Source organism: Streptacidiphilus alkalitolerans, from assembly GCF_042511045.1.
In the GTDB taxonomy this organism is placed as follows: domain Bacteria; phylum Actinomycetota; class Actinomycetes; order Streptomycetales; family Streptomycetaceae; genus Streptacidiphilus; species Streptacidiphilus alkalitolerans.
This window is the reverse complement of the sequence record NZ_JBHEZX010000013.1, coordinates 71,288-93,456: the sequence shown is the minus strand read 5'-3', so window position 1 is coordinate 93,456 and position 22,169 is coordinate 71,288. Positions and strand designations below refer to the sequence as shown.

The window sequence follows — 22,169 nt, the reverse complement described above, 5'->3', positions numbered from 1 at the left end:
CCGAACCATGGACGAGAGCTGCACGGTAGGGAAGTACCTGGTGGAACGGCTCCACCAGTTGGGACTCGAGCACCTTTTCTCCATCGCGGGCGACTATTCGATCGAATGGTTGAACCGCTGCGTCCAGCCCAGCGGCATCAGGATCGTCGAGGAAGTCAACGAGGTGAACGCCGGCTACGCGGCGGACGGGTACGCGCGGCTGAAGGGCATCGGCGCGCTCTGCGTCACCTATTCCGCGGGCGCGCTGTGCGCCGTGAACGCCGTCGCCGGCGCCTATGTCGAAAAGGTGCCGCTGGTGCTGATCAACGGCACCCCGAGCATCAAGAAGACCATCACATTCGAGCAGACCGGCTTCAGCGCGCACCACTTCATCACCGGGCGGGAAACGGACCTGCAGTCGTTCGAGCACATCACGGTCGCGGCCGTGCGCATCGAAAGCCCGGACCTCGCGCCGATGCTGATCGACTATGCGCTGACCCAGTGCGTGAGCGAGCGGCGCCCGGTCTATGTCGAGCTGCTCCAGGACATGGTCGACCTGGAGTGCGAACCGCCGCGGGGTGCGCTGCGGCCGGCCAGGACCCTGTCGGACCGGACCAGCCTGGAGCAGTCGGTCGCCCAGATCTGCGCGAAGCTCGACAGCGCCGAGAACCCGCTGGTCTGGGTCGGCGTGGAGATCGACCGGCTCGGCCTGCAGGAGAAGGCACTGACCCTGATCCGGCGGCTGAACGTCCCGTTCGCCACGGAACTCCTCAGCAAGGCCGTCCTCTCCGAGGACGACCCGCTGTTCGCCGGGGTGCTCGACGGCCAGGCGTCCTCGGCGGCCGTCCTGGAGCTGGCCAGGACGTCCGACTTCGTCCTGGCCCTCGGCGTCTGGCTGACCGACATCAACTCGCTGGGCTGGGACCCGGACTTCGACAAGACCGCCTTCGCGTCGCTGGACGCGGTCAAGTTCGGAACCTACTTCGGCGGGCAGGTCGCCCTGGAGCACCTGCTGGACGGCATTCTGGCCGAGAAGGTCCGGCCCAGGGTGCGGAAGGTGCCGGAGCGCCCGGCCCGCGGCGTCCTGGCCGTCGACCCGGCCGACCGGATCACCTACCAGGGCTTCTACGACTTCGTCCAGCAGTACATCGACGGGAACACCATCGTCGGCAGCGACGCGAGCCTGAACTACTTCGGGAGCCTGCTGCTCGACGTGCCGGCCCAGGGAGGGTTCATCGCCCAGTCGTCCTACTCGTCGATCGGCTACATCGCGCCGGCGGCCACGGGGGTCTGCCTGGCGAAGCGGCCCGAGCAGCGGGTCATGGTGTTCTCGGGAGACGGCGGCTTCCAGATGACCGCCCAGTGCCTGTCGACCCAGACCCGCTTCAAGCTCGACCCGATCGTCTTCGTGGTCGACAACGGCGTCTACGCGGTGGAGCAGTGGCTCGCCGACTCGTCGGTCTTCCACACCGACCAGCCGTTCTACCCGTCCTGCCTGCTGCACCCGTGGAACTACAGCAGACTGTCGGATGTCTTCGGTTGCCGCGGGTGGAAGGTCGGTACGTACCAGGAGTTGGCGGAAGCCGTGGCGGGAGCCCTGGCCAACACGGACAGCCCGTCGGTCATCCAGGTCATGGTGCCCGGCAAGTCGATCCCCGACAATGCGAAGTGGAAGGCACAGTAGGCAGGACGGACCAGGAGTAGGAGCCATGCCCACGAAGATCACCGCAATCTACGAGAACCCGAAGTCCCCGAGCACCTTCGAGGCCGGCCACCAGGAGCAGATCGCGCTGGCGAAGCAGATCCCCGGCGTCACCAGGATCGAGAGCGCGAAGGTCTGGCCGAAGGAGGACGGCAGCGAGACCCCGGCCTACCGTGTGCTCGACCTGTACTTCACCGACTACGACGCGGCCAGCAAGGCCGTCACGACCGAGGAGGCGGGGGCGTTCGTCGGCAAGGTCTTCGAGCTGGCGACCGGCGGTGTGCGGCTGCTCTTCACCGACGTCGAGGAGGTCTGAACCCCGCGCCGCCGAGGCTGCCGCCCGGTCAGCGTTCGCGTGCTGAACGTCGGGTGTTCACCGGACCTGGCCCCGGAATTCACCGACGGGGGCCAGGTTGGCGGCGTGACTCCAGGACTTCTCTCTCGTAAGCGCACCCGGGCGGCCCTCGCGGTCGGCGTCGTGATCGCCATGGCGGGCACCGGCACCGCTGTGGCCCACGGCGTCGGCTGGCTGTCCGCGCCGACCCACGACTTCGGCGCGGTCGCCGACTCCTTCACCGGGCACGGCACGGTGACCGGCGACGTCCTGCGCAACGACCACGGCGCGACCGCGGTCGTCCGGCACACCGACCCGGCCGACGGCACGGTGACGGTCGATCCGGACGGCAGCTTCAGCTACACGCCGAAGGCCGGCTTCAAGGGCACCGACACCTTCACCTACACGGCCACCGACGCCGTACAGCTGTTCAAGGACGCCACGGCCAAGGGCGCCCCGCTTCCGCCGCTGGCCACGGTGCCCGGCCCGAACGGCAGCACCACCTCGATCTCGGGCGAGGGCTACGGCTCGTCGCTGGCCCCCGTGCCCGGCCGGGCGGGCTGGTTCTACGGCCTGACCGACCGCGGCCCGAACGCGGACGACCCGCTCGGCAACAAGTCCGAGCCGCTGCCCGGATTCACGCCGCAGATCGGCGAGTTCAAGCTGGTGGGCGGCAAGGCCGAGCTCCAGCGGACGGTCACCTTGAAGGGCCCGAAGAGCGTCAAGGGCCCGGCGGGCGTCTTCGGGCAGCCCTACAGCGGGCGCCCCCCGCTGGCGCCCGACACCAAGGAGACCATCGACAGCGTCGCCGACAGCCACGGCGCGGTGGGCGTGCCGCTCGCCAACGACCCGGACGGATACGACTCCGAGGGCCTGGTGGCGCTGCCGGACGGCACGTTCTGGGTGTCGGACGAGTACGGCCCGTACGTCACCCACTTCGACGCGCAGGGCTACGAGCTCGGCCGGCTCACCCCCGACAAGGACAGCCCGAACAACGCGTTCCACAAGGTCGTCGGCTACCTGCCGGCGGTCCTGGCCGACCGCGCCAACAACAAGGGCATGGAGGGCCTGACGGTCACTCCGGACGGCTCGACCCTGGTGGGCGCCATGCAGGCCGCGCTGCAGCTGCCGGACCTCGGCAGCACCAAGTACTCCAAGGTCGCCGCGACCCGCATCATCACCATCAACCTGCGCACGTACCAGACCAAGCAGTACCTCTACCTGCTGGACAACCCGGCGAGCACCGGTGACGCCAACAGCGAGATCACCGCGCTGTCCAACACCAAGTTCCTGGTCGACGAGCGCGACGGCAACTTCGAGCCGTTCGCGGGCAAGACGCTCTACCAGGTGGACATCAACGGCGCCACCGACGTCAGCGACCTGACCATCGGCGGCAAGTCGCCGGAGGCGCTGATCGGCGCGGACAGCACCAACGCCGCGCTGGCCGCGCTCACCGCGGCGGGTGTCCAGGTGGCGCAGAAGCAGCCGTACGTGCAGGTCGGCACGCTGTTGAGCCAGCTCGACCCGACCGGCAAGCTCTTCGGCCACGACAAGGTCGAGGGCGTCGCCACCACGGACGCGGGCCGGACGCTGTACCTGTCCAACGACGACGACTTCGGCATCGACTACATCGGCGACAACGGCGACAGCAGTCCCGTCGCCGACCCCGACGGGACCTGGGGGGTGCACCAGAAGACCCTTCCCGCCACCGGCGAGGCGGACAGCGGCGAGATCCTGAAGGTCGACACCGCCAAGCTGCCGGCCGTGCTCAAGACCGTCACGGTGACGGTCCACGTGCGCTGACGCACTCCGGAACGCCGCAGGGCCCGCCCACGTCACCGTGGGCGGGCCCTGTGTCCGTCAGGCCGGCGGTGGTCAGACCAGGTCGAACCGGTCCAGCTGCATCACCTTGTGCCAGGCGGCGACGAAGTCGTTGACGAACTTCTCCTTCGCGTCGTCGGCCGCGTAGACCTCGGCCAGCGCGCGCAGCTCGGAGTTCGACCCGAAGACCAGGTCGGCCCGGCTGCCGGTCCACTTGACCTCGCCGGTGGCCGCGTCGCGGCCCTCGAAGGTGTTGGCGTCCGCAGACGTCGCCTTCCAGGTCGTGCCCAGGTCGAGCAGGTTGACGAAGAAGTCGTTGGTCAGCGTCCCGGGGGCGTCGGTGAGCACCCCGAGCGACGACTGCTGGTGGTTGGCGCCCAGCACCCGCAGACCGCCGATCAGGACGGTCAGCTCGGGCGCGCTCACGGTCAGCAGGTTCGCCCGGTCGATCAGCAGGTACTCGGCCGGCAGCCGGTTGCCCTTGCCGAGGTAGTTGCGGAACCCGTCGGCGGCCGGCTCCAGCGCCGCGAACGACTCCGTGTCGGTCTGCTCCTGCGAGGCGTCGGTGCGGCCCGGGGTGAACGGCACCTCGGTGTCGAAGCCGGCCGCCTTGGCGGCCTGCTCGACGCCCGCGCCGCCGGCCAGCACGATCAGGTCGGCGAGGGAGATCGCCTTGCCGCCGGTCTGCGCGGAGTTGAAGGTCTGCTGGATCCCCTCCAGGGTGCGCAGCACGGTCGCCAGCTGGTCCGGGTTGTTGACCTCCCAGCCGCGCTGCGGCTCCAGCCGGATCCGCGCGCCGTTGGCGCCGCCGCGCTTGTCGCTGCCGCGGAAGGACGAGGCCGCCGCCCACGCGGTGGACACCAGCTCGGACACCGACAGGCCGGAGGCGAGCACCTGGGCCTTGAGCGCGGCCACGTCGGCGGCGTCGACCAGTTCGTGCGTCACCGCCGGGACCGGGTCCTGCCACAGCAGGGTCTCGGCCGGCACCTCCGGGCCGAGGTAGCGGACGATCGGGCCCATGTCACGGTGGGTCAGCTTGAACCAGGCCCGGGCGAAGGCGTCCGCGAACTCCGCGGGGTTCTCCAGGAAGCGCCGCGAGATCGGCTCGTAGGCCGGGTCGACCCGCAGCGACAGGTCGGTGGTCAGCATGGTCGGGGTGTGGCTCTTGGACGGGTCGTGGGCGTCGGGCACGGTGCCCGCGCCGCCGCCGTCCTTCGGCCGCCACTGGTGGGCGCCGGCCGGGCTCTTGTAGAGCTCCCACTCGTAGCCGAAGAGGATCTCGAAGAAGCTGTTGTCCCAGGTGATCGGGGTGTTGGTCCAGATGCCCTCGAGGCCGCTGGTGATCGCGTCGCCACCCTTGCCGGTGCCGAAGGAGTTGCTCCAGCCCAGGCCCTGCTGCTCCAGCGGGGCAGCCTCGGGGTCGGCGCCGACGTTGTCCGCCGGGCCCGCGCCGTGGGTCTTGCCGAAGGTGTGGCCGCCCGCGATCAGGGCCACCGTTTCCTCGTCGTTCATCGCCATCCGGTGGAAGGTCTCCCGGATGTCGCGGGCCGCGGCCAGCGGGTCCGGGTTGCCGTTGGGGCCCTCCGGGTTGACGTAGATCAGGCCCATCTGGACCGCGCCGAGCGGCTCCTCCAGCTCGCGGTCGCCGGTGTAGCGCTCGTCGCCGAGCCAGGTGGTCTCCGGGCCCCAGTACACGTCCTCGTCGGGCTCCCAGACGTCGGCGCGACCGCCGCCGAAGCCGAAGGTCTCGAAGCCCATCGACTCCAGCGCTACATTGCCGGTGAGCACGATCAGGTCGGCCCAGGAGAGGCTCTGGCCGTACTTCTTCTTGACCGGCCACAGCAGCCGGCGGGCCTTGTCCAGGTTCCCGTTGTCCGGCCAGCTGTTCAGCGGGGCGAAGCGCTGCTGGCCGGCCCCGGCGCCGCCGCGGCCGTCGCTGATCCGGTAGGTGCCGGCGCTGTGCCAGGCCATCCGGATCATGAAGGGGCCGTAGTGGCCGAAGTCGGCCGGCCACCAGTCCTGCGAGCTGGTCAGCACCTCCGCGATGTCCGCCTTCACGGCGGCGAGGTCGAGGGACTTGAACGCCTCGGCGTAGTCGAACTCCTCACCCAGCGGATTGGACACCGCGGGGTTCTTGGCGAGGATCTTCAGATTGAGCCGATCGGACCACCACTGGCGGTTTCCGCCGCCCTGGGTCGGGTGCGGGGCGCGATCGTGCGCGACCGGGCAGCCACCGCCCCCGCCCTCCGTCTTCGCGTCTACGACGATTGCATCATGGTTCTCAGACATGGGAATCCTTCCGGACCAGGCGGATCACGGTGCTCAGGAACTTCGGGGGGTGGAGCGGAGGGTGGAACGGTCGGGGCAGGGCCTCGCCGACCGGGCGGAGGGGCTCACGCGCGACTCCAAGGGAGGATATGGCCCAGCTGATCGCATACCCCGGAGGCGATCGCCTCGACGCGGAGGCGGTCACCGTCACGTCTGTCTCCTGCCGTACTGGAGTCATCCCGTCCCTTGGCCAGCGCCGGAACCGATCCTACAATGGACAGAGTCTAAGTCAAGAAGCACCCCAAGCGCCCCCGGGCGCCCGGCCCGGCGGAGACCCCCAGGAGGCCCCATGAGTGATCTGCTGGAGCGGCTGCGGGGGCGCGGCTGGCGGATGACCGCGCAGCGGCGGGTGGTCGCCGAGGTCCTCGACGGCGACCATGTGCACTTCACCGCCGAGGAGGTGCACACCCGGGCGGCCCGGCGGCTGCCGGAGATCTCCCGGGCCACCGTCTACAACACCCTCGGCGAGCTGCTCTCGCTGGGCGAGGTGGTCGAGGTCAGCACCGACGGCCGGGCCAAGCGCTACGACCCCAATGCCCACCGGCCGCACCAGCACCTGGTGTGCTCCCGCTGCGGCGCCATCAGGGACGTCCACCCGACCGGCAATCCGCTGGACGGCCTGCCGGCCGGTGAGCGTTTCGGCTTCATGGTCCTGGCGGTCCAGGTGATCTACCGCGGCCTGTGCCCGTCCTGCGCGGGGGAAGACAATCCGTCGGCGCCCGACGGGAACTGACCAGCCGTCATTCCATATTGGTCCAGACCCTTGACGGGATGATTGGTCTGTACCACAGTCAATGGCAGGTACCTGCTCAACAAATACATGCGCATGCGCTCCCGTCCCCCTCAAACCCCCACACCGGGAGGACGCTCCATGCAACGTTCCCGACGCTTCGGCATGGCTGCCGCCGCCTGCGCGGCCGCCCTGCTCGGGCTGTCCGCTTCCCTGCTCGGCACTGCCGCAGGGGCAGCGACGCCCGCCACCAACACCACCGGGGCCGCCGCGACCAGCGGCGGCCTCAAGGTCGCCTACTTCGACCAGTGGTCGATCTACGCCAATGCCTTCTATCCCAAGAACCTGCAGACCGAGGGCATAGCGGGCAAGCTCAACTACCTGATCTACGACTTCGAGAACATCGACCCGAGCACGCACAAGTGCTTCGAGGCCAACTCCGCCGCCTCGCAGGACGAGAGCAACCCCAACGCCGGAGACGGCGCGGGCGACTCCTTCGCGGACTACGGCAAGTCCTACGATTCGAGCATCAGCGTCGACGGCACCTCCGACGCCTACAACATGCCGATCGTCGGCAACTTCCACCAGCTGCAGGAACTCAAGGCGAAGAACCCCAACCTGAAGATCCTGCTCTCGATCGGCGGCTGGACCTACTCCAAGTACTTCTCGGACGCGGCCGCGACCGACGCCTCCCGCAAGGCCCTGGTCTCCTCCTGCATCGACATGTTCATCAAGGGCAACCTGCCCTCGCAGAACGGCTACGGCGGCGCGGGCACCGGCAAGGGCATCTTCGACGGCTTCGACATCGACTGGGAGTACCCGGGCGGCGGCGGCCACACCGGCAACCACTCCAGCACCGCGGACAAGGCCAACTTCACCGCGCTGCTGGCCGAGTTCCGCAGCGAGCTCAACACCCAGGGCGCCGCGGACGGCAAGACCTACGCGCTGAGCGCCGCGCTGCCGGCCGGCCAGGACAAGATCAAGAACGTCGAGACCAACAACATCGCCCAGTACCTGACCTTCGGCGATGCCATGACCTACGACATGCACGGCGGTTTCGAGCCCACCGGTCCCACCAACCACCAGGCGCCGATCTACAACGGGCCCAACGACCCGATGACCCCGATCGCCCCCGGCACCGGCAAGTACTCGATCGACGCCGCGGTGAAGGCGTACACCGTCGGTGATCCGCAGTACGGCATCCCGGGCGGCTTCCCGGCCGGGAAGCTCACCCTCGGCATCCCGTTCTACTACCGCGGCTGGACCGGGGTGGCGGCCGGCGCCAACCACGGGCTGTTCCAACCCGCCAGCGCGCCGGCTCCCGGCGCCGCCGACTCCGGCAACGTGGCCGGCATCCGGATGTACAAGGAGCTCACCGGAGTCGTCGACAACGCGGCCGACACCTTCTGGGACCCGGCCGCCCAGGCGGCGTACTTCTACGACGGAACCAACTTCTGGAGCGGTGAGGACGCCCGTTCGATCCAGGCCACGACCGACTACCTGCACTGCAACGGCCTCGGTGGAACGATGATGTTCTCGATGTACGACCTGGACCCGGCCGCCACGCTGTTCAACACCACGGTGACCGACACCAACGGCTCCGCCGCCAGTTGCGCGGCTCCGCCGACCAGCGCCCCGCCGACCACGACGCCCCCGACCACGACCCCGCCCACCACCACCCCGCCCACCACCACCCCGCCCACCACGGCTCCGCCCACCACCACCCCGCCGACCACGACTCCGCCCACCACGACGCCTCCCGGCTCGGGCGCGGTCGTCAACGGCGGCTTCGAGACCGGCTCGCTCGCCCCCTGGACCTGCGCCGCCGCCGGCAACGCGGTCGTCCAGAGCAGCCCGGTCCACTCCGGCAGCCATGCGCTGACCGCCACTCCGACGTCCAGCGACACCGCCCAGTGCCAGCAGGTGCTCACCCTCAAGGCGAACACCGCGTACACCCTCACCGGGTGGGTCCAGGGCAGCTACGTCTACCTCGGCGTCAGCGGCGGGGCCACGGCCAGCACCTGGGCCAGCCCCGGCGCCACCTGGCAGAAGCTCACGGTTCCGTTCACCACCGGCGCGTCCGGCACCGTGACCCTCTACCTGCACGGCTGGTACGGGCAGCCCGCCTACTCGGCCGACGACATCGCCGTCGCCTGAGGTAGTAGGGCATTGCGGCAAACCACGGGTGTTGGCCGGAGGAGCACATATCCTTCAGCCAACACCCGTCCGCATGAGAAGGAACAAGCCCGTGACGACGCCGCCTCCCTGGAACGGGCCGAACCCTCCGCAGCAGCCTTCGGGCTGGGACAAGGCCACCCCGCCGCCGATGCCGCCGCCGCCCGGCTGGGACGCGCAGACCCCGCCGCCGATGCCGCCGCCCATGCCGCAGCAGGCCCCGCCGATGCCGCCGGACGGCATGTACGGGACCCCGGCGATGCCCGGTATGTCCGGCATGCAGCCGATGCTGCAGCTGCCGGCCGAGACCCTGGTCACCATCGGCGACATCATCTGCACCCAGACCGAGGTGATCACGCCCAGCGGTCGCCGTCCGATCGGCCAGGTGACCTGGTCCTTCACCGACATGTCCCGGACCACCCGGTCCATCCCGACCTGGGCGATCGTCTGCGCCGTCGTCTTCTTCTTCGTCTGCTTCCTCGGCCTGCTGTTCCTGCTGGCCAAGGAGGACCGCACCGAGGGCAGCGTGCAGATCGTGGTCCAGGGCCCGGGGCTGCTGCACCAGCTCCAGGTCCCGGTCTACTCGGTGATGCAGGTCCAGGACTACAGCGCCCGGATCGGCTACGCCCGCTCGCTGACCGCAGCCGCGTACGGGATGTGACCGCTCAGGGCCCGGGCCCGGGTCAGGGCCGGGGTCAGGGCCGGGGTCAGGGCCGGGTCATCCGCAGTACGTCCAGGGCCCGGTCCAGCTGCTCCTCGGTCAGCTTCCCCTGCTCGACGTAGCCGCGCTCCAGCACCACCTGACGGATCGTCTTCCGCTCCGCCACCGCCTGCTTGGCGACCTTCGCGGCCTCCTCGTAGCCGAGGTAGCGGTTCAGCGGGGTCACCACGGAGGGCGAGGACTCCGCGTACTCGCGCAGCCGCTCGACGTTCGCGGTGATCCCGTCCACGGTCCGGTCGGCCAGCAGCCGGGCGACATTGGCGAGCAGCCGGACCGACTCCAGCAGGTTGCGGGCGATCACCGGCAGCATCACATTGAGCTCGAAGGCGCCGGCCGCGCCCGCGATCGCCACCGTGGCGTCGTTCCCGGCCACCTGCGCGGCGACCATCACCACGGCCTCCGGGATCACCGGGTTGACCTTGCCCGGCATGATCGAGGAGCCCGGCTGCAGGTCGGGGAGGTTGATCTCGCCGAGGCCGGTGCGCGGGCCCGAGCCCATCCAGCGCAGATCGTTGGCGATCTTGGTGAAGCCGACCGCGACCGTCCGCAGCTGACCGCTCAGCTCGACCAGGCCGTCCCTGGCGCCCTGGGCCTCGAAGTGGTTCCTGGCCTCGGTCAGCGGCAGCCCGGTGGCCCGTGCGACCTCGGCGATCACCGCGGCGGAGAACCCGGGCGGGGTGTTGATCCCGGTGCCCACAGCGGTTCCGCCCAGCGGCAGCTCGGCCACCCGGGGCAGCGTCGCCCGCAGCCGCTCCACCCCGTACCTGACCTGGGCGGCGTAGCCGCCGAACTCCTGGCCGAGGGTGACCGGGGTGGCGTCCATCAGATGCGTCCGCCCCGACTTCACCACCTCGGCGAACTCGACCGCCTTCCGCTCCAGCGCCGCCGCGAGGTGCTCCAGCGCGGGGACCAGGTCACCGGTGACGGCGGCCGTCGCCGCGATGTGGATCGAACTGGGGAACACGTCGTTGGAGGACTGGCTGGCGTTCACATGGTCATTGGGGTGGACCGGCGACCCCAGCCGCTCGCTCGCCAGCGCGGCGATCACCTCGTTGGCGTTCATGTTGGACGAGGTCCCCGAGCCGGTCTGGAACACGTCGATCGGGAACTCCCCGTCCCAGCGCCCCTCGGCCACCTCGTCCGCGGCCTCGGCCACGGCCTTCGCCATCGCCCCGTCCAGCACCCCGAGCCCGGCGTTCACCCGCGCCGCCGCCGCCTTGATCCGCGCCAGCGCCTCGATGTGCGGGCGCTCCAGCCGCTGGCCCGAGATCGGGAAGTTCTCCACCGCGCGCTGCGTCTGCGCCCCCCACTTCGCCCCCGCCGGGACCCGAACCTCCCCCATCGAGTCATGCTCGACGCGGTAGTCACTGCCGTGCTGCTCACCCATGTCCATAACCTCCACCTACCCACAGCGACGCAGGCCCCGCCCCTGTTCCCGCGTTACTGCGTCCGAACGGGGACGATCGGGGAGCGCGCCCGTGCCGGTGCCGCCCTGTGCACCGCTGTGATGTGTCGGTGCCAGAGGACGCGGACATCTGTGCGACGCGAGTAGTCGGCGGTCAACATAGCGGCCTGCTCCTGCTCGGCCAGCCGCAGGCACTCCGCGCAGCCCCCATCCCCCGCGCACACTGCTCAGCCTCGCAGTCGTCGCAACGCTGCGTGCGAGCCAGGAGAACGGCTGATGGGCGCGTCCAATCGATGGTGCGCCGCGGTGTACCTGGGAGAGGCTGTCGGGGGCGGCTCTACGCTGGCCAGGAGCCTTCTGGGAGAGGCGGCCTGGAGGGTGGACAGGCACTCGCCGGACATCTGTACGCGGCGGAGGTCGGCGGGCCCTACTTCGTGAACGTGTACCTGCACCGCCTGTGAGGCCAAGGGCCCCGCTCGCGGGGAGCGGGGCCATCGCGGCAAGCCGCAGGTTGGAGGGTTACTTCGCGGCGCGTACCGGGATGCTGGTGATCAGGGGCTGGGCGTCGGCGGAGGGGTCGGTGAAGAAGTCGTTTGGCTTGTTTGGTTCACGGCAACCCCACTCATTGATCGTTGGGGCGTACGGGCGGATGGCCTACTGAGCCGTCTGGGCAACAGCGGCATGCGTCGAGCAGGAAGGCTGAGCCCATGGCGCGCACGGAGTTCTACGACGACCCGGATGCCCCGAAGCCGAACAGTCTCGTCGTGGCGGCCTCTGCTGTCGTCATGGACGAAGGTGGGCGCATCCTGCTCCAGCGCCGGACCGACAACGGCCTGTGGGCGCTGCCGGGCGGCGGCATGGAGATGACCGACTCACTACCGGGCACTGCTGTCCGGGAGGTCAAGGAGGAGACCGGCCTGGACGTCGAGATCACCGGCCTGGTGGGTACCTACACCGACCCTCGGCACGTCATCGCCTACAGCGACGGGGAAGTGCGCCGACAGTTCAATGTCTGCTTTACGGCGCGTGTCGTCGGCGGACAGTTGGCGATGTCGGACGAGTCGACAGAACTGCGGTTTGTCGCACCGGAGGACTTGTCAGCGCTGCCCGTGCATCACACCCAACGGCTTCGGCTCGACCACTTCCTGGAGCAACGGACGACGCCCTACCTCGGGTAGGCGGTTGCTTCGTGAACGTGTACCTGCACCGCCTGTGACGCGAGGGCCCCGCTCGCGGGGAGCGGGGTCCTCGGGGCGCCGCAGGTCGGAGCGTCACTTCGCGGCGCGTACCGGGATGCTGGTGATCAGGGGCTGGGCGTCGGCGGAGGGGTCGGTGAAGAAGTCGTTGCCCTTGTCGTCGACGACGACGAAGGCGGGGAAGTCGACGACCTCGATCCGCCAGACGGCTTCCATGCCCAGCTCGGCGTACTCCAGCACCTCGACCTTCTTGATGCAGTCGAGCGCCAGCCGGGCGGCCGGGCCGCCGATGGAGCCGAGGTAGAAGCCGCCGTGCTTGGCGCAGGCGTCGGTGACCTGCTGGGAGCGGTTGCCCTTGGCGAGCATCACCATCGAGCCGCCCGCGGCCTGGAACTGGTCGACGTAGGAGTCCATCCGGCCCGCCGTGGTCGGGCCGAAGGAGCCGGAGGCGTAGCCCTCGGGGGTCTTGGCCGGGCCCGCGTAGTAGACCGGGTGGTCCTTGAGGTACTGCGGCATGCCCTCGCCCGCGTCCAGCCGTTCCTTGATCTTGGCGTGGGCGATGTCGCGGGCGACCACCAGCGTCCCGGTGAGCGAGAGCCGGGTCTTGACCGGGTGCTTGCCCAACTCGCCGCGGATGTCGGCCATCGGCTGGTTGAGGTCGATCCGGACCACCGCGTCGTCCAGGTGCTCGTCGGTGGTCTCCGGCAGGTACTTCGCCGGGTCGGTCTCCAACTGCTCCAGGAAGACGCCCTCGGCGGTGATCTTGGCCAGCGCCTGCCGGTCGGCCGAGCAGGACACGGCCATGGCGACCGGCAGCGAGGCCCCGTGCCGCGGCAGCCGGATCACCCGGACGTCGTGGCAGAAGTACTTGCCGCCGAACTGGGCGCCGATGCCGATCTTCTGGGTCAGCTCCTGCACCCGCGCCTCCAACTCCAGGTCGCGGAAGCCGTGTCCGGTCGCGGAGCCCTCGGTCGGCAGGGTGTCCAGGTAGTGCGCCGAGGCGTACTTCGCCGTCTTCAGCGCGAACTCGGCGCTGGTCCCGCCGACCACGATGGCGAGGTGGTACGGCGGACAGGCGGCGGTCCCCAGCGAGCGGATCTTCGCCTCCAGGAAGGCCATCATCGACGACTCGTTGAGGATCGCTTTGGTCTCCTGGTACAGGTACGACTTGTTGGCGCTGCCGCCGCCCTTCGCCATGAACAGGAACTTGTACGCGCCGCCGTCGGTCGCGTAGAGCTCGATCTGCGCGGGCAGGTTGCTGCCGGTGTTCTTCTCGTCCCACATGGTCAGCGGGGCCATCTGCGAGTAGCGCAGATTGAGCTTGGTGTAGGCGTCGTAGATGCCCTGCGACAGCGCGGACTCGTCGGTGCCGGAGGTCAGCACGTTCTGGCCGCGCTTGCCCATCACGATCGCGGTGCCGGTGTCCTGGCACATCGGCAGGACGCCGCCGGCCGCGATGTTGGCGTTCTTCAGCAGGTCCAGGGCCACGAAGCGGTCGTTGGGGCTGGCCTCGGGGTCGTCCAGGATCCGGCGCAGCTGGGCCAGGTGGGCCGGGCGCAGCAGGTGCGAGATGTCGTGCATGGCCTCGGCGGCCAGCAGCCGCAGGGCCTCGGGCTCGACTTGGAGGAACGTCCGCCCGTTCGCCTCGAAGGTGCTGACGCCCTCGCTGGTGACCAGCCGGTACGGGGTGGGGTCCGCGCCCAGCGGCAGCAGGTCGGTGTAGGCGAAGTCGGGCATGGCGGGGTCCTCAATCATCGGCAGTCAGGCGATCCGAGCTCGGCCACCAGGGTACTGACCGGGGCTGTCATGGACGGCGGCCGGGTGACTATCCTCACCCTGTGGACAACTCTTCCCTTCCGGACCCGTTGAAGAAGCCCTACGCCGACCCGGTGGAGGCGGATCTCCGTGCCTCCGACGCGGATCGCGAGCGGGTGGCCGAGGCACTGCGCGAGGCGTACGCGGAGGGGCGGCTCACTGCCGAGGAGCACTCGGAGCGGGTGGACTCCGTCTACGCGGCGAAGACGCTCGGCGAGCTCGTCCCGCTGACCGTGGACCTTCCCTCGCACGCCGCCACCCACGGCGCCGCCGCCCGGTCGACCGCCGCGCCGCGGCCGGCCGCGCAGCGGACCCAGTCGGCGCTGCCGTCCCGTACCGAGCCGGAGACCATGCTCGCGGTGTTCGGCGGGGCGCAGCGCAAGGGACGGTTCCGCGCCGGGCGGATGCTCAAGGCGGTGGCGGTGTTCGGCGGGGTGGAGATCGACCTGACCGAGGCCGTCTTCGACGCCCCCGAACTAGTGATCCACTGCACCGCGGTGTTCGGCGGGGTGGAGATCAAGGTCCCGGAGCAGGTGACCCTGCGCGGCGGCGGGGCCGGCGTCTTCGGCGGCTTCGACGTCAAGCAGCAGGAGGGGACGGATCCGCACGGCCCGGTGGTGACCATCAAGGGCTCCGCGGTCTTCGGCGGCGTCGAGGCGAAGCTGCGGAAGCCCAGCAAGATCGCGATGAAGGCCCGGGACATGGCGCGGAAGTTCCTGGACGAGTAGCCGGACGGGCGACCGGGCGAGCAACCGGGCGCTCCGGATGGGCAGTCGGGCCGACTGTCTGTTGGTCGGATTGTGTGCGCAGTGCATGAATCGGTGTGCAGCAGGGTAGATCTGGCCTCACACCGCCTGGTCGTGCGGCGGTGTGCGGTACCCCTCACCGTGCTCTCATCGCTGCGTCAGGAGTGTGTCGTGCTTCATCCGATAGAAGCCCGTATGGACGATTCCGGTGCTTTTGTCCCGGTTCAACGCGGGTCCACGGATGACACTCCCTGGCATTCCAATGCCGCCTGCCGCCGCGACGAGGCAGGACTGTTCTTCGCCCCCTCCAAGGAGCCCACGGCCGCCCGGCTGGCCCGTGAGGAGCACGCCAAGCGGGTCTGCGCGCGCTGCCCGGTGCTGCTCTCCTGCAGGGAGCACGCGCTGCTGCAGCCCGAGCCGTACGGCGTCTGGGGCGGGCTGACCGCCGCCGAGCGCCGGGTGGTGCTGGCCCGGCGCCGCCGCCGGGAGCAGGAGCTCCGGGAGGCGGCGCGGGCCACCCAGCCGATCGCCGCGGCGGGCTAGCCACCGCGGACGGTCAGCCGGCGGTCAGCGGGCGCGGTCGAAGTCGATCGCGCTGTACGCCCGGAGCTTGGACAGCCGGTGGGTGCTCTCGATCCTGCGGATGGTGCCGCTCTTGGACCGCATCACCAGCGAGCTGGTGGTCGCGGTCTCGGGCCCGTAGTGCACCCCGCGGAGCAGCTCGCCGTCGGTGATCCCGGTGGCGACGAAGAACACGTTCTCGCCGCTGACCAGGTCGTCCACGTGCAGCACCCGGTCCAGGTCGTGCCCGGCGTCCAGGGCCTTGCGCCGCTCGGCCTCGTCCTTGGGCCAGAGCCGGCCCTGGATCACGCCGCCGAGGCACTTTATGGCGCAGGCCGCGATGATGCCCTCGGGCGTCCCGCCGATGCCCAGCAGCAGGTCGACGCCAGTGCCCTCGCGGACGGCCATGACCGCGCCGGCCACGTCGCCGTCCGAGATGAACTTGATCCTGGCCCCGGTGGCCCGGATCTCCTCGGCGAGCTTCTCGTGCCGAGGACGGTCCAGCACCACGACGGTGACGTCCTCCGGGGTGCCGCCCTTGGCCCGGGCGACGGCCCGGACGTTGTGCTCGACCGGCGCGGTGATGTCGACGAGCCCGGCTGCCTCCGGGCCCGCGACCAGCTTGTCCATGTAGAAGACGGCGCTGGGGTCGAACATGGTGCCCCGGTCGGCGACGGCGAGCACCGCCACCGCGTTGGGCATGCCCTTGGCGGCCAGTGTGGTGCCGTCCACCGGGTCGACGGCGACGTCGCACTCGGGGCCGGTCCCGTCGCCGATCCGCTCGCCGTTGAAGAGCATCGGGGCGTCGTCCTTCTCGCCCTCGCCGATGACGACGACGCCGTTCATCGACACGGTGTGGACGAGGGTGCGCATGGCGCGTACGGCGGCGCCGTCCGCACCGTTCTTGTCGCCGCGGCCGACCCAGCGCCCGGCCGCCATCGCGGCGGCCTCGGTGACGCGGACCAGTTCCAGGGCGAGGTTGCGGTCGGGCGCCTCGGGGGCGACCTCGAGGGAGGAGGGAAGACTGTGTGACTGTGGTTCGGTCATCGGTTGCGTACCTCTCTGTACGACGACGGCCGGATGAGGGTGTGCCGATGGTATCGACGACCTGCGGAGATGTCTGTGGCGTGCGGCACTGGTTCCGCTCGGTGACCGGCCGCCGGCGGGGCTGCGACCGGCCGCGGGCCTTTCGGGACCCCGGTGCCGGGCCCGTCGCCGGCCATGGGTCACCATGGAGGGGTGGCAACTCAGAGCGCGCCGGCGCAGACCGGGACAGCAGCGGCACCCGCCCCGAAGCGGCGCGGGATGGCCAACAAGTCCGCCCGGGACATGGTCCTCTCGATGATCCTGGTGATGGCCGCGGGCGTGGTCATCTACCTGTTCATCCCGCACAGCGGCGGCGACGGCGTGCACCCGGTCGAGTACAACGCCGCGCTGCAGTCGGCCCGCCGGGCCGCCCCGTACCCGGTGCTGGCGCCCGAGGGCCTGGCCAAGGGCTGGAACGCGACCGCGGTCGAGTACGACGGCGCGGACCCCGCCGACGCGCAGTGGACGCTGGGCTTCATCGACCCGGCCGGCCAGTACGTCGCGGTGCGCCAGAGCAACGGCCCGGCGGCGGACTTCCTGGCCGACGCGACCACCAACGGCGTCAAGCAGGCCGGTACCAGCACGGTCGACGGGACGGTGTGGAGCCACTACCAGGGCGACCGCTACCGGGCCCTGGTGCTGCAGACGGCCAAGGGCACCACGGCGGTGACCGGCACCGAGTCCTTCGCCGACCTGGCGCGGTTCGCCGCGAAGCTCAAGTAGGCACGCGGTACCAGAAGAAGCCCCGCCGTCGTTCGACGGCGGGGCTTCTGCTGCTGTGCTGCGATCAGACGGTTCAGACGGTTCAGACGGTGGTGACGACCTCGTCGAAGGACAGCCGCGGGTTGCGCGGGTACCAGGCGTCGGCGCCGGGCTTGCCGATGTTGACGACGGCCAGCACCGAGTGGTCGGCGTCCAGGAACTCCTTGTTGATGCCGGCGGCGTCGAAGCCGGTCATCGGGCCCGCGGCCAGGCCGGCCGCGCGGACACCCAGCACGAAGTAGCCGGCCTGCAGGGTGGCGTTGAAGTTGCTGGAGCGCTCGCGGACCGGGCGCTCGGCGAAAAAGACGTCCTTGGCCTGCGGGAACGCGGGGAACTGGGCCGGCAGCTCCTCGTGGAACTCATGGTCGGCGGCCAGGATGGCGACCAGCGGCGCGGAGGCGGTCTTGGCCTTGTTGCCGTCCGACATGTGCGCGACCAGGCGCTCGCGGGCCTCGGCGGAGCGGACCAGGACGACGCGCAGCGGCTGCTGGTTGAACGCGGTCGGCGCGTACTTGACCAGGTCGTAGATCGCCTGGATCTGCTCGTCGGTCACCGGCTCGTCGGTGAACGTGTTCGCGGTGCGGGCCTCGCGGAACAGCAGGTCCTGGGCGGCGGCGTCGAGTACCAGAGCGTCAGACATGGAGTCACCTTCGGGTTCAGTACTGGGGGCGGTGCGGCCGGGGTGCCGCTGCCACAGTGCTCAACGTAGGTGAAGTTTCAACCATTTCCCAAACAGATGATCTGCGGAGTGATTCACCTCACTCCGGTTGCGGTCACTGCGGTCACTTCTCGGCCTGCTCCTCGTCGCCCTCGGCCAGCGCCGCGTCCAGCCGGGCCCTGGCCCCGTCCAGCCAGCGCTCGCACACCTTGGCCAGCTGCTCGCCCCGCTCCCACAGCGCCAGCGACTCCTCCAGCGAGGTCCCGCCCGTCTCCAGCGTCCGGACGACCTCCAGCAGCGCGTCCCGCGCCTGCTCGTACCCGAGGCTGTCGTCCACCGCGTCTGCTGCTGCCTGCTTCGCCATGGCTCCAGGGTAGGGGGCGGGACCGACAATCCCGGCTCAGTCCTGAGGCGCCGTCACGACCGTCACGGCGAACTCGCCCTCGGCGACCCGGGCCCGCAGCGCGTCCCCCGCGCCGACCTGGGCCGGGTCGCGGACCACCGCGCCGTCCTCGCGCTGCAGCACCGCGTACCCGCGCTGCAGCGTCGCCGCGGGGGAGAGCGCGACCACCCGGGCCAGGGTGTGCGCCAGCTCGGACGCGGCCCGGTCCAGCCGGTGGTCCAGGGTCCGCCGGGAGCGTTCCAGCAGCGCGGCCAGCTGCGCGGCGCGCTCGTCCACCATCCGGTGCGGGGCGGCCAGCACCGGGCGGCTGCGCACCGCCTCCAGGCCGCCGCGCTCCCGCTCCAGCCGGGCGCGGATGCCGTGCCTGGCCCGGTCGCGCAGCCCGTGCACCCGGGCCAGCTCCTCCCGGACGTCCGGGACCACCCGCTTGGCGGCGTCGGTCGGGGTGGAGGCGCGGAGGTCGGCCACATAGTCCAGCAGCGGCTGGTCCGGCTCGTGGCCGATCGCGCTGACCACCGGCGTACGGGCCGCCGCGACCGCGCGGACCAGCTGCTCGTCCGAGAACGGCAGCAGGTCCTCGACGCTGCCGCCGCCCCGGGCAATGATGATCACGTCCACCTCGGGGTGCTCGTCCAGCTCCTTCACCGCCGCGATCACCTCGGGGACCGCGTGCACCCCCTGCACCGGGACGTTGCGCACCTCGAAGCGCACGGCCGGCCAGCGGCGCTGCGCGTTCTGCAGCACGTCGCGCTCGGCTGCAGACGCGCGCCCGGTCACCAGGCCGACGCACTGCGGCAGGAACGGCAGCGGCCGCTTGCGCTCGGCGGCGAACAGGCCCTCCGCGCCGAGGGTGCGCTTCAGCAGCTCGAGCCGGGCCAGCAGGTCGCCGAGGCCGACCAGTCGGATCTCGGCGGCGCGGAGCGACAGCGTGCCGCGCGGCCCGTACCACTCGGGCTTGGCGTGCAGCACCACCCGGGAGCCCTCGGTGACCAGTTCGGCGACCGGGTCGAAGGCCGCGCGGTAGCAGGTGACGGACAGTGAGACGTCCTGCGAGGTGTCACGGAGCGTCAGGAAGACCACGCCGGCGCCCGGGCGGCGGCTGAGCTGGGTGATCTGCCCCTCCACCCAGACCGCGCCGAGGCGGTTGATCCAGCCGCCGATCAGCTGGGAGACCCGGCCGACCGGGATCGGGGCGTCCGGCGAGTTCTCGAGGGCCATGCTCCGAGACTAGCCGCAGGGTCGGACAGCGGGGGCCTGCCGGTACGCTAGCGGTATGCCTGCTACTGCTTCCCGTCGTGTCCTGCTCGCCGCCCCGCGCGGCTACTGCGCGGGTGTCGACCGCGCCGTCATCGCTGTGGAGAAGGCCCTGGAGCAGTACGGGTCTCCCATCTACGTCCGCAAGGAAATCGTCCACAACAAGTACGTGGTGCAGACCCTGGAGCGGAAGGGGGCCGTCTTCGTCGACGAGACCGAGGAGGTGCCCGAGGGCTCCATCGTGGTCTTCTCCGCGCACGGCGTCGCGCCCTCGGTCCACGACGAGGCGAAGCGCGGCAAGCTGGCCACCATCGACGCCACCTGCCCGCTGGTCACCAAGGTGCACAAGGAGGCCCTGCGCTACGCCGAGGAGGACTACGACATCCTGCTCATCGGCCACGAGGGCCATGAGGAGGTCGTCGGCACCATGGGCGAGGCGCCCGAGCGCACCCACCTGGTGGACGGCGCCGAGGACGTCGCGAACGTCCAGGTCCGGGACGAGTCCAAGGTCGTCTGGCTGTCCCAGACCACCCTTTCGGTGGACGAGACCATGGCCACCGTCGGCGCCCTGCAGCAGCGCTTCCCGCTGCTGACCAGCCCGCCCAGCGACGACATCTGCTACGCCACCTCCAACCGGCAGACCGCGATCAAGCAGATCGCGGGGGAGTCGGACCTGGTCATCGTGGTCGGCTCGCGGAACTCCTCCAACTCGGTGCGGCTGGTCGAGGTCTCGCTGGAGGCCGGCGCCAAGGCCGCTCACCTGGTCGACTTCGCCGACGAGATCGACGAGGCCTGGCTGGAGGGCGTCGGCACGGTCGGTGTCACCAGCGGCGCCTCCGTCCCGGAGATCCTGGTCGAGGGCGTGCTGGAGTGGCTGGCCGCGCGCGGCTACGGCGACGTGGAGCAGGTCCGTACCAGCGAGGAGCACCTGCAGTTCTCGCTCCCCAAGGAACTGCGCCGCGACCTCCGGGCCGAAGCTGCGGGTAAGTAAGGCACACGATCGGGGTAGGCCCTACGTTGGCAACAGGTCAGTTCAACGACGAACAGGGGAACCCCAGCGTGAATGTCTTCGGTGTGGACATCGGCGGATCCGGGATCAAGGGCGCTCCGGCGGACCTCGATCGCGGAGAGCTGGCCCAGGAACGGCACAAAGTGCTCACTCCACAGCCGTCCGAGCCCAAAGCGGTGGTGAAGGCCGTGCAGGAAGTGGTCGGGCACTTCGACTGGAAGGGCCCGGTCGGTCTGACCTTCCCGGGTGTGGTCGTGGACGGCCACACCCGGACCGCCGCCAATGTCGACAAGGGCTGGATCGACCTGGACGCCGGGGCCCTGTTCGCGGAGGCCCTGGACCTGCCGGTGGCCGTGGTCAACGACGCCGACGCGGCCGGTCTGGCCGAGGTCGCCTACGGGGCCGGCAAGGGCCGCAAGGGCGTGGTGCTGCTGCTCACGCTGGGCACCGGTATCGGCAGTGCGCTGTTCATCGACGGCGCGCTGGTCCCGAACACCGAGCTCGGCCACCTGGAGCTGCACGGCAAGGACGCGGAGCGGCACGCCTCCTCCGCGGCCAAGGAGCACCACGACTGGAGCTGGTCGGAGTGGGCCGAGCGGCTCGACGACTACTTCGGCATGGTCGAGCAGCTGTTCTCGCCGCAGCTGATCATCATCGGCGGCGGGGTCAGCCGGAAGGCGGACAAGTTCCTGCCGCTGCTCAAGCCGCTGCGGGCGGAGATCGTCCCGGCGGAGCTGCAGAACGACGCCGGCATCGTCGGCGCCGCGATGGCCGCCTCCAAGCTGCGGTAGGCGCCGTGGCCCTTGCGGGCCGGCCGCTCCGCTCCGTCAGGAGTTCCGGCGCCTGGCCCGGGTCAGCGCGATGTGCCGGGCCAGGACGATCAGCAGGGCCACCGCCGTCCCGGTGAACAGCCAGCCCGCCTGCAGGGCGAGTGCGGTGGCCAGGCCGACGACCCGTCCCAGGAAACTGTGGTCGGGTCCGGCGCCCAGCAGCACCAGGGTCGCCGCGAAGGCGATCGGACCGCAGATCGGCGCGATGGCCAGGTCCGCGGCCCGTACCCGGACCGCGACCTGGAAGCAGGTCGCGACATAGACCAGTCCCATCGCGATCCCGGCGCCGCCGAACAGCCAGAAGTCGGCGGCCCCGCCGAGCAGCGTGGCGCCCAGCATCACCACCGCCCCGCCCACGGCGGTCAGCCGGTGCGGGGCCGACCCGCCGCCGGCCCGCGGCGCCGGGCGCGAGCCCGGGCGCTGGCCGCCCGCCGCCCGGGGCTCCGGGGGACGGTGCACCGGCTCCGGGCCGGTCCCGGGCCCGGGCTTGGACCCGTTCCCGGCCTTGGCCCCCGGCTTGGCTCCGGCCTTGGTCCCGGGCTTGGTCCCGGTCTTCGGCGGACGTGCGGGTCCGGGCACGGCTGCGGGCCGCCGGGGGACTGCCGCGACACCGGGGCGGTCGTCGGTCGTGCGCGCGTCAGGCATGCGTCGGTA

Annotated in this window: 20 protein-coding genes; 12 read left to right on the top strand and 8 right to left on the bottom strand. The window is 70.6% G+C overall.

What is annotated here, in order from left to right; translation table 11 throughout:
- Positions 1 to 7 precede the first annotated feature (7 nt).
- From ACEZDG_RS26460 to ACEZDG_RS26450, 3 genes are all read left to right on the top strand, one after another.
- Positions 8 to 1,663 carry an alpha-keto acid decarboxylase family protein gene (locus tag ACEZDG_RS26460; protein WP_380513859.1) on the top strand — a complete coding sequence of 552 codons (1,656 nt, stop codon included), beginning with the start codon at positions 8 to 10 and terminating at the stop codon, positions 1,661 to 1,663.
- Positions 1,664 to 1,688: 25 nt separating this feature from the next.
- Positions 1,689 to 1,997, top strand: coding sequence for an EthD family reductase (locus ACEZDG_RS26455; protein ID WP_380513857.1), 309 nt, complete (start codon positions 1,689 to 1,691; stop codon positions 1,995 to 1,997).
- A gap of 105 nt (positions 1,998 to 2,102) precedes the next feature.
- Complete coding sequence (locus ACEZDG_RS26450) at positions 2,103 to 3,818, top strand: esterase-like activity of phytase family protein (protein ID WP_380513855.1); 1,716 nt, start codon at positions 2,103 to 2,105, stop codon at positions 3,816 to 3,818.
- A gap of 72 nt (positions 3,819 to 3,890) precedes the next feature.
- On the opposite strand, the gene katG is transcribed toward ACEZDG_RS26450, so the two are convergent.
- On the bottom strand, positions 3,891 to 6,125 hold the full coding sequence (katG, locus tag ACEZDG_RS26445; protein WP_380513853.1) for a catalase/peroxidase HPI: 2,235 nt from the start codon (positions 6,123 to 6,125) through the stop codon (positions 3,891 to 3,893).
- A gap of 328 nt (positions 6,126 to 6,453) precedes the next feature.
- Here katG and ACEZDG_RS26440 point away from each other — a divergent pair, with 328 nt between their 5' ends.
- The 3 genes from ACEZDG_RS26440 (at position 6,454) to ACEZDG_RS26430 (ending at position 9,730) form a co-directional block, all read left to right on the top strand.
- Positions 6,454 to 6,897: a Fur family transcriptional regulator gene (locus ACEZDG_RS26440; RefSeq protein ID WP_380513851.1), complete on the top strand. Its 444-nt coding sequence runs from the start codon at positions 6,454 to 6,456 to the stop codon at positions 6,895 to 6,897.
- A 138-nt stretch (positions 6,898 to 7,035) separates the two neighbouring features.
- Entirely contained in the window at positions 7,036 to 9,051 is a 2,016-nt protein-coding gene (locus ACEZDG_RS26435) for a glycosyl hydrolase family 18 protein (protein WP_380513849.1), read from the top strand.
- 91 nt (positions 9,052 to 9,142) lie between these two features.
- Positions 9,143 to 9,730, top strand: coding sequence for a hypothetical protein (locus ACEZDG_RS26430; protein ID WP_380513847.1), 588 nt, complete (start codon positions 9,143 to 9,145; stop codon positions 9,728 to 9,730).
- Positions 9,731 to 9,776: 46 nt separating this feature from the next.
- Here ACEZDG_RS26430 and ACEZDG_RS26425 read toward each other — a convergent pair whose 3' ends face one another.
- A complete protein-coding gene (locus ACEZDG_RS26425; RefSeq protein ID WP_380513845.1) occupies positions 9,777 to 11,177 on the bottom strand; it encodes a class II fumarate hydratase in 1,401 nt (466 codons plus the stop codon).
- 725 nt (positions 11,178 to 11,902) lie between these two features.
- On the opposite strand from ACEZDG_RS26425, the gene ACEZDG_RS26420 reads away from it, so the two are divergent.
- Positions 11,903 to 12,373: an NUDIX domain-containing protein gene (locus ACEZDG_RS26420; RefSeq protein WP_380513843.1), complete on the top strand. Its 471-nt coding sequence runs from the start codon at positions 11,903 to 11,905 to the stop codon at positions 12,371 to 12,373.
- A 93-nt stretch (positions 12,374 to 12,466) separates the two neighbouring features.
- Here the strand turns inward: ACEZDG_RS26420 and ACEZDG_RS26415 are convergent, their stop codons facing one another.
- Positions 12,467 to 14,128, bottom strand: a complete 1,662-nt coding sequence (locus ACEZDG_RS26415) for a fumarate hydratase (protein ID WP_380514104.1) — start codon at positions 14,126 to 14,128, stop codon at positions 12,467 to 12,469.
- Between the two features lie 101 nt (positions 14,129 to 14,229).
- Between ACEZDG_RS26415 and ACEZDG_RS26410 the strand changes: the two genes are divergently transcribed.
- Complete coding sequence (locus tag ACEZDG_RS26410; protein ID WP_380513841.1) at positions 14,230 to 14,934, top strand: DUF1707 SHOCT-like domain-containing protein; 705 nt, start codon at positions 14,230 to 14,232, stop codon at positions 14,932 to 14,934.
- Positions 14,935 to 15,147: 213 nt separating this feature from the next.
- Positions 15,148 to 15,495 carry a WhiB family transcriptional regulator gene (locus ACEZDG_RS26405; RefSeq protein ID WP_380513839.1) on the top strand — a complete coding sequence of 116 codons (348 nt, stop codon included), beginning with the start codon at positions 15,148 to 15,150 and terminating at the stop codon, positions 15,493 to 15,495.
- Positions 15,496 to 15,519: 24 nt separating this feature from the next.
- On the opposite strand, the gene glpX is transcribed toward ACEZDG_RS26405, so the two are convergent.
- Positions 15,520 to 16,560 carry a class II fructose-bisphosphatase gene (gene glpX / locus ACEZDG_RS26400; protein WP_380513837.1) on the bottom strand — a complete coding sequence of 347 codons (1,041 nt, stop codon included), beginning with the start codon at positions 16,558 to 16,560 and terminating at the stop codon, positions 15,520 to 15,522.
- Positions 16,561 to 16,752: 192 nt separating this feature from the next.
- Here glpX and ACEZDG_RS26395 point away from each other — a divergent pair, with 192 nt between their 5' ends.
- Positions 16,753 to 17,322 carry a DUF4245 domain-containing protein gene (locus ACEZDG_RS26395; RefSeq protein ID WP_380513835.1) on the top strand — a complete coding sequence of 190 codons (570 nt, stop codon included), beginning with the start codon at positions 16,753 to 16,755 and terminating at the stop codon, positions 17,320 to 17,322.
- 82 nt (positions 17,323 to 17,404) lie between these two features.
- On the opposite strand, the gene ACEZDG_RS26390 is transcribed toward ACEZDG_RS26395, so the two are convergent.
- From ACEZDG_RS26390 to xseA, 3 genes are all read right to left on the bottom strand, one after another.
- Positions 17,405 to 18,001 carry a malonic semialdehyde reductase gene (locus ACEZDG_RS26390; RefSeq protein WP_380513833.1) on the bottom strand — a complete coding sequence of 199 codons (597 nt, stop codon included), beginning with the start codon at positions 17,999 to 18,001 and terminating at the stop codon, positions 17,405 to 17,407.
- 142 nt (positions 18,002 to 18,143) lie between these two features.
- The gene (locus tag ACEZDG_RS26385; RefSeq protein ID WP_380513831.1) at positions 18,144 to 18,383 is read right to left on the bottom strand and encodes an exodeoxyribonuclease VII small subunit; all 240 of its coding nucleotides are present in this window, start codon (positions 18,381 to 18,383) and stop codon (positions 18,144 to 18,146) included.
- A gap of 36 nt (positions 18,384 to 18,419) precedes the next feature.
- Positions 18,420 to 19,640, bottom strand: coding sequence for an exodeoxyribonuclease VII large subunit (xseA, locus tag ACEZDG_RS26380; protein WP_380513829.1), 1,221 nt, complete (start codon positions 19,638 to 19,640; stop codon positions 18,420 to 18,422).
- A gap of 55 nt (positions 19,641 to 19,695) precedes the next feature.
- On the opposite strand from xseA, the gene ACEZDG_RS26375 reads away from it, so the two are divergent.
- On the top strand, positions 19,696 to 20,667 hold the full coding sequence (locus ACEZDG_RS26375) for a 4-hydroxy-3-methylbut-2-enyl diphosphate reductase (protein ID WP_380513827.1): 972 nt from the start codon (positions 19,696 to 19,698) through the stop codon (positions 20,665 to 20,667).
- A gap of 68 nt (positions 20,668 to 20,735) precedes the next feature.
- Complete coding sequence (ppgK, locus tag ACEZDG_RS26370) at positions 20,736 to 21,476, top strand: polyphosphate--glucose phosphotransferase (protein ID WP_380513825.1); 741 nt, start codon at positions 20,736 to 20,738, stop codon at positions 21,474 to 21,476.
- A gap of 36 nt (positions 21,477 to 21,512) precedes the next feature.
- Here ppgK and ACEZDG_RS26365 read toward each other — a convergent pair whose 3' ends face one another.
- The gene (locus ACEZDG_RS26365) at positions 21,513 to 22,160 is read right to left on the bottom strand and encodes a DUF6542 domain-containing protein (protein WP_380513823.1); all 648 of its coding nucleotides are present in this window, start codon (positions 22,158 to 22,160) and stop codon (positions 21,513 to 21,515) included.
- Positions 22,161 to 22,169: the final 9 nt, after the last annotated feature.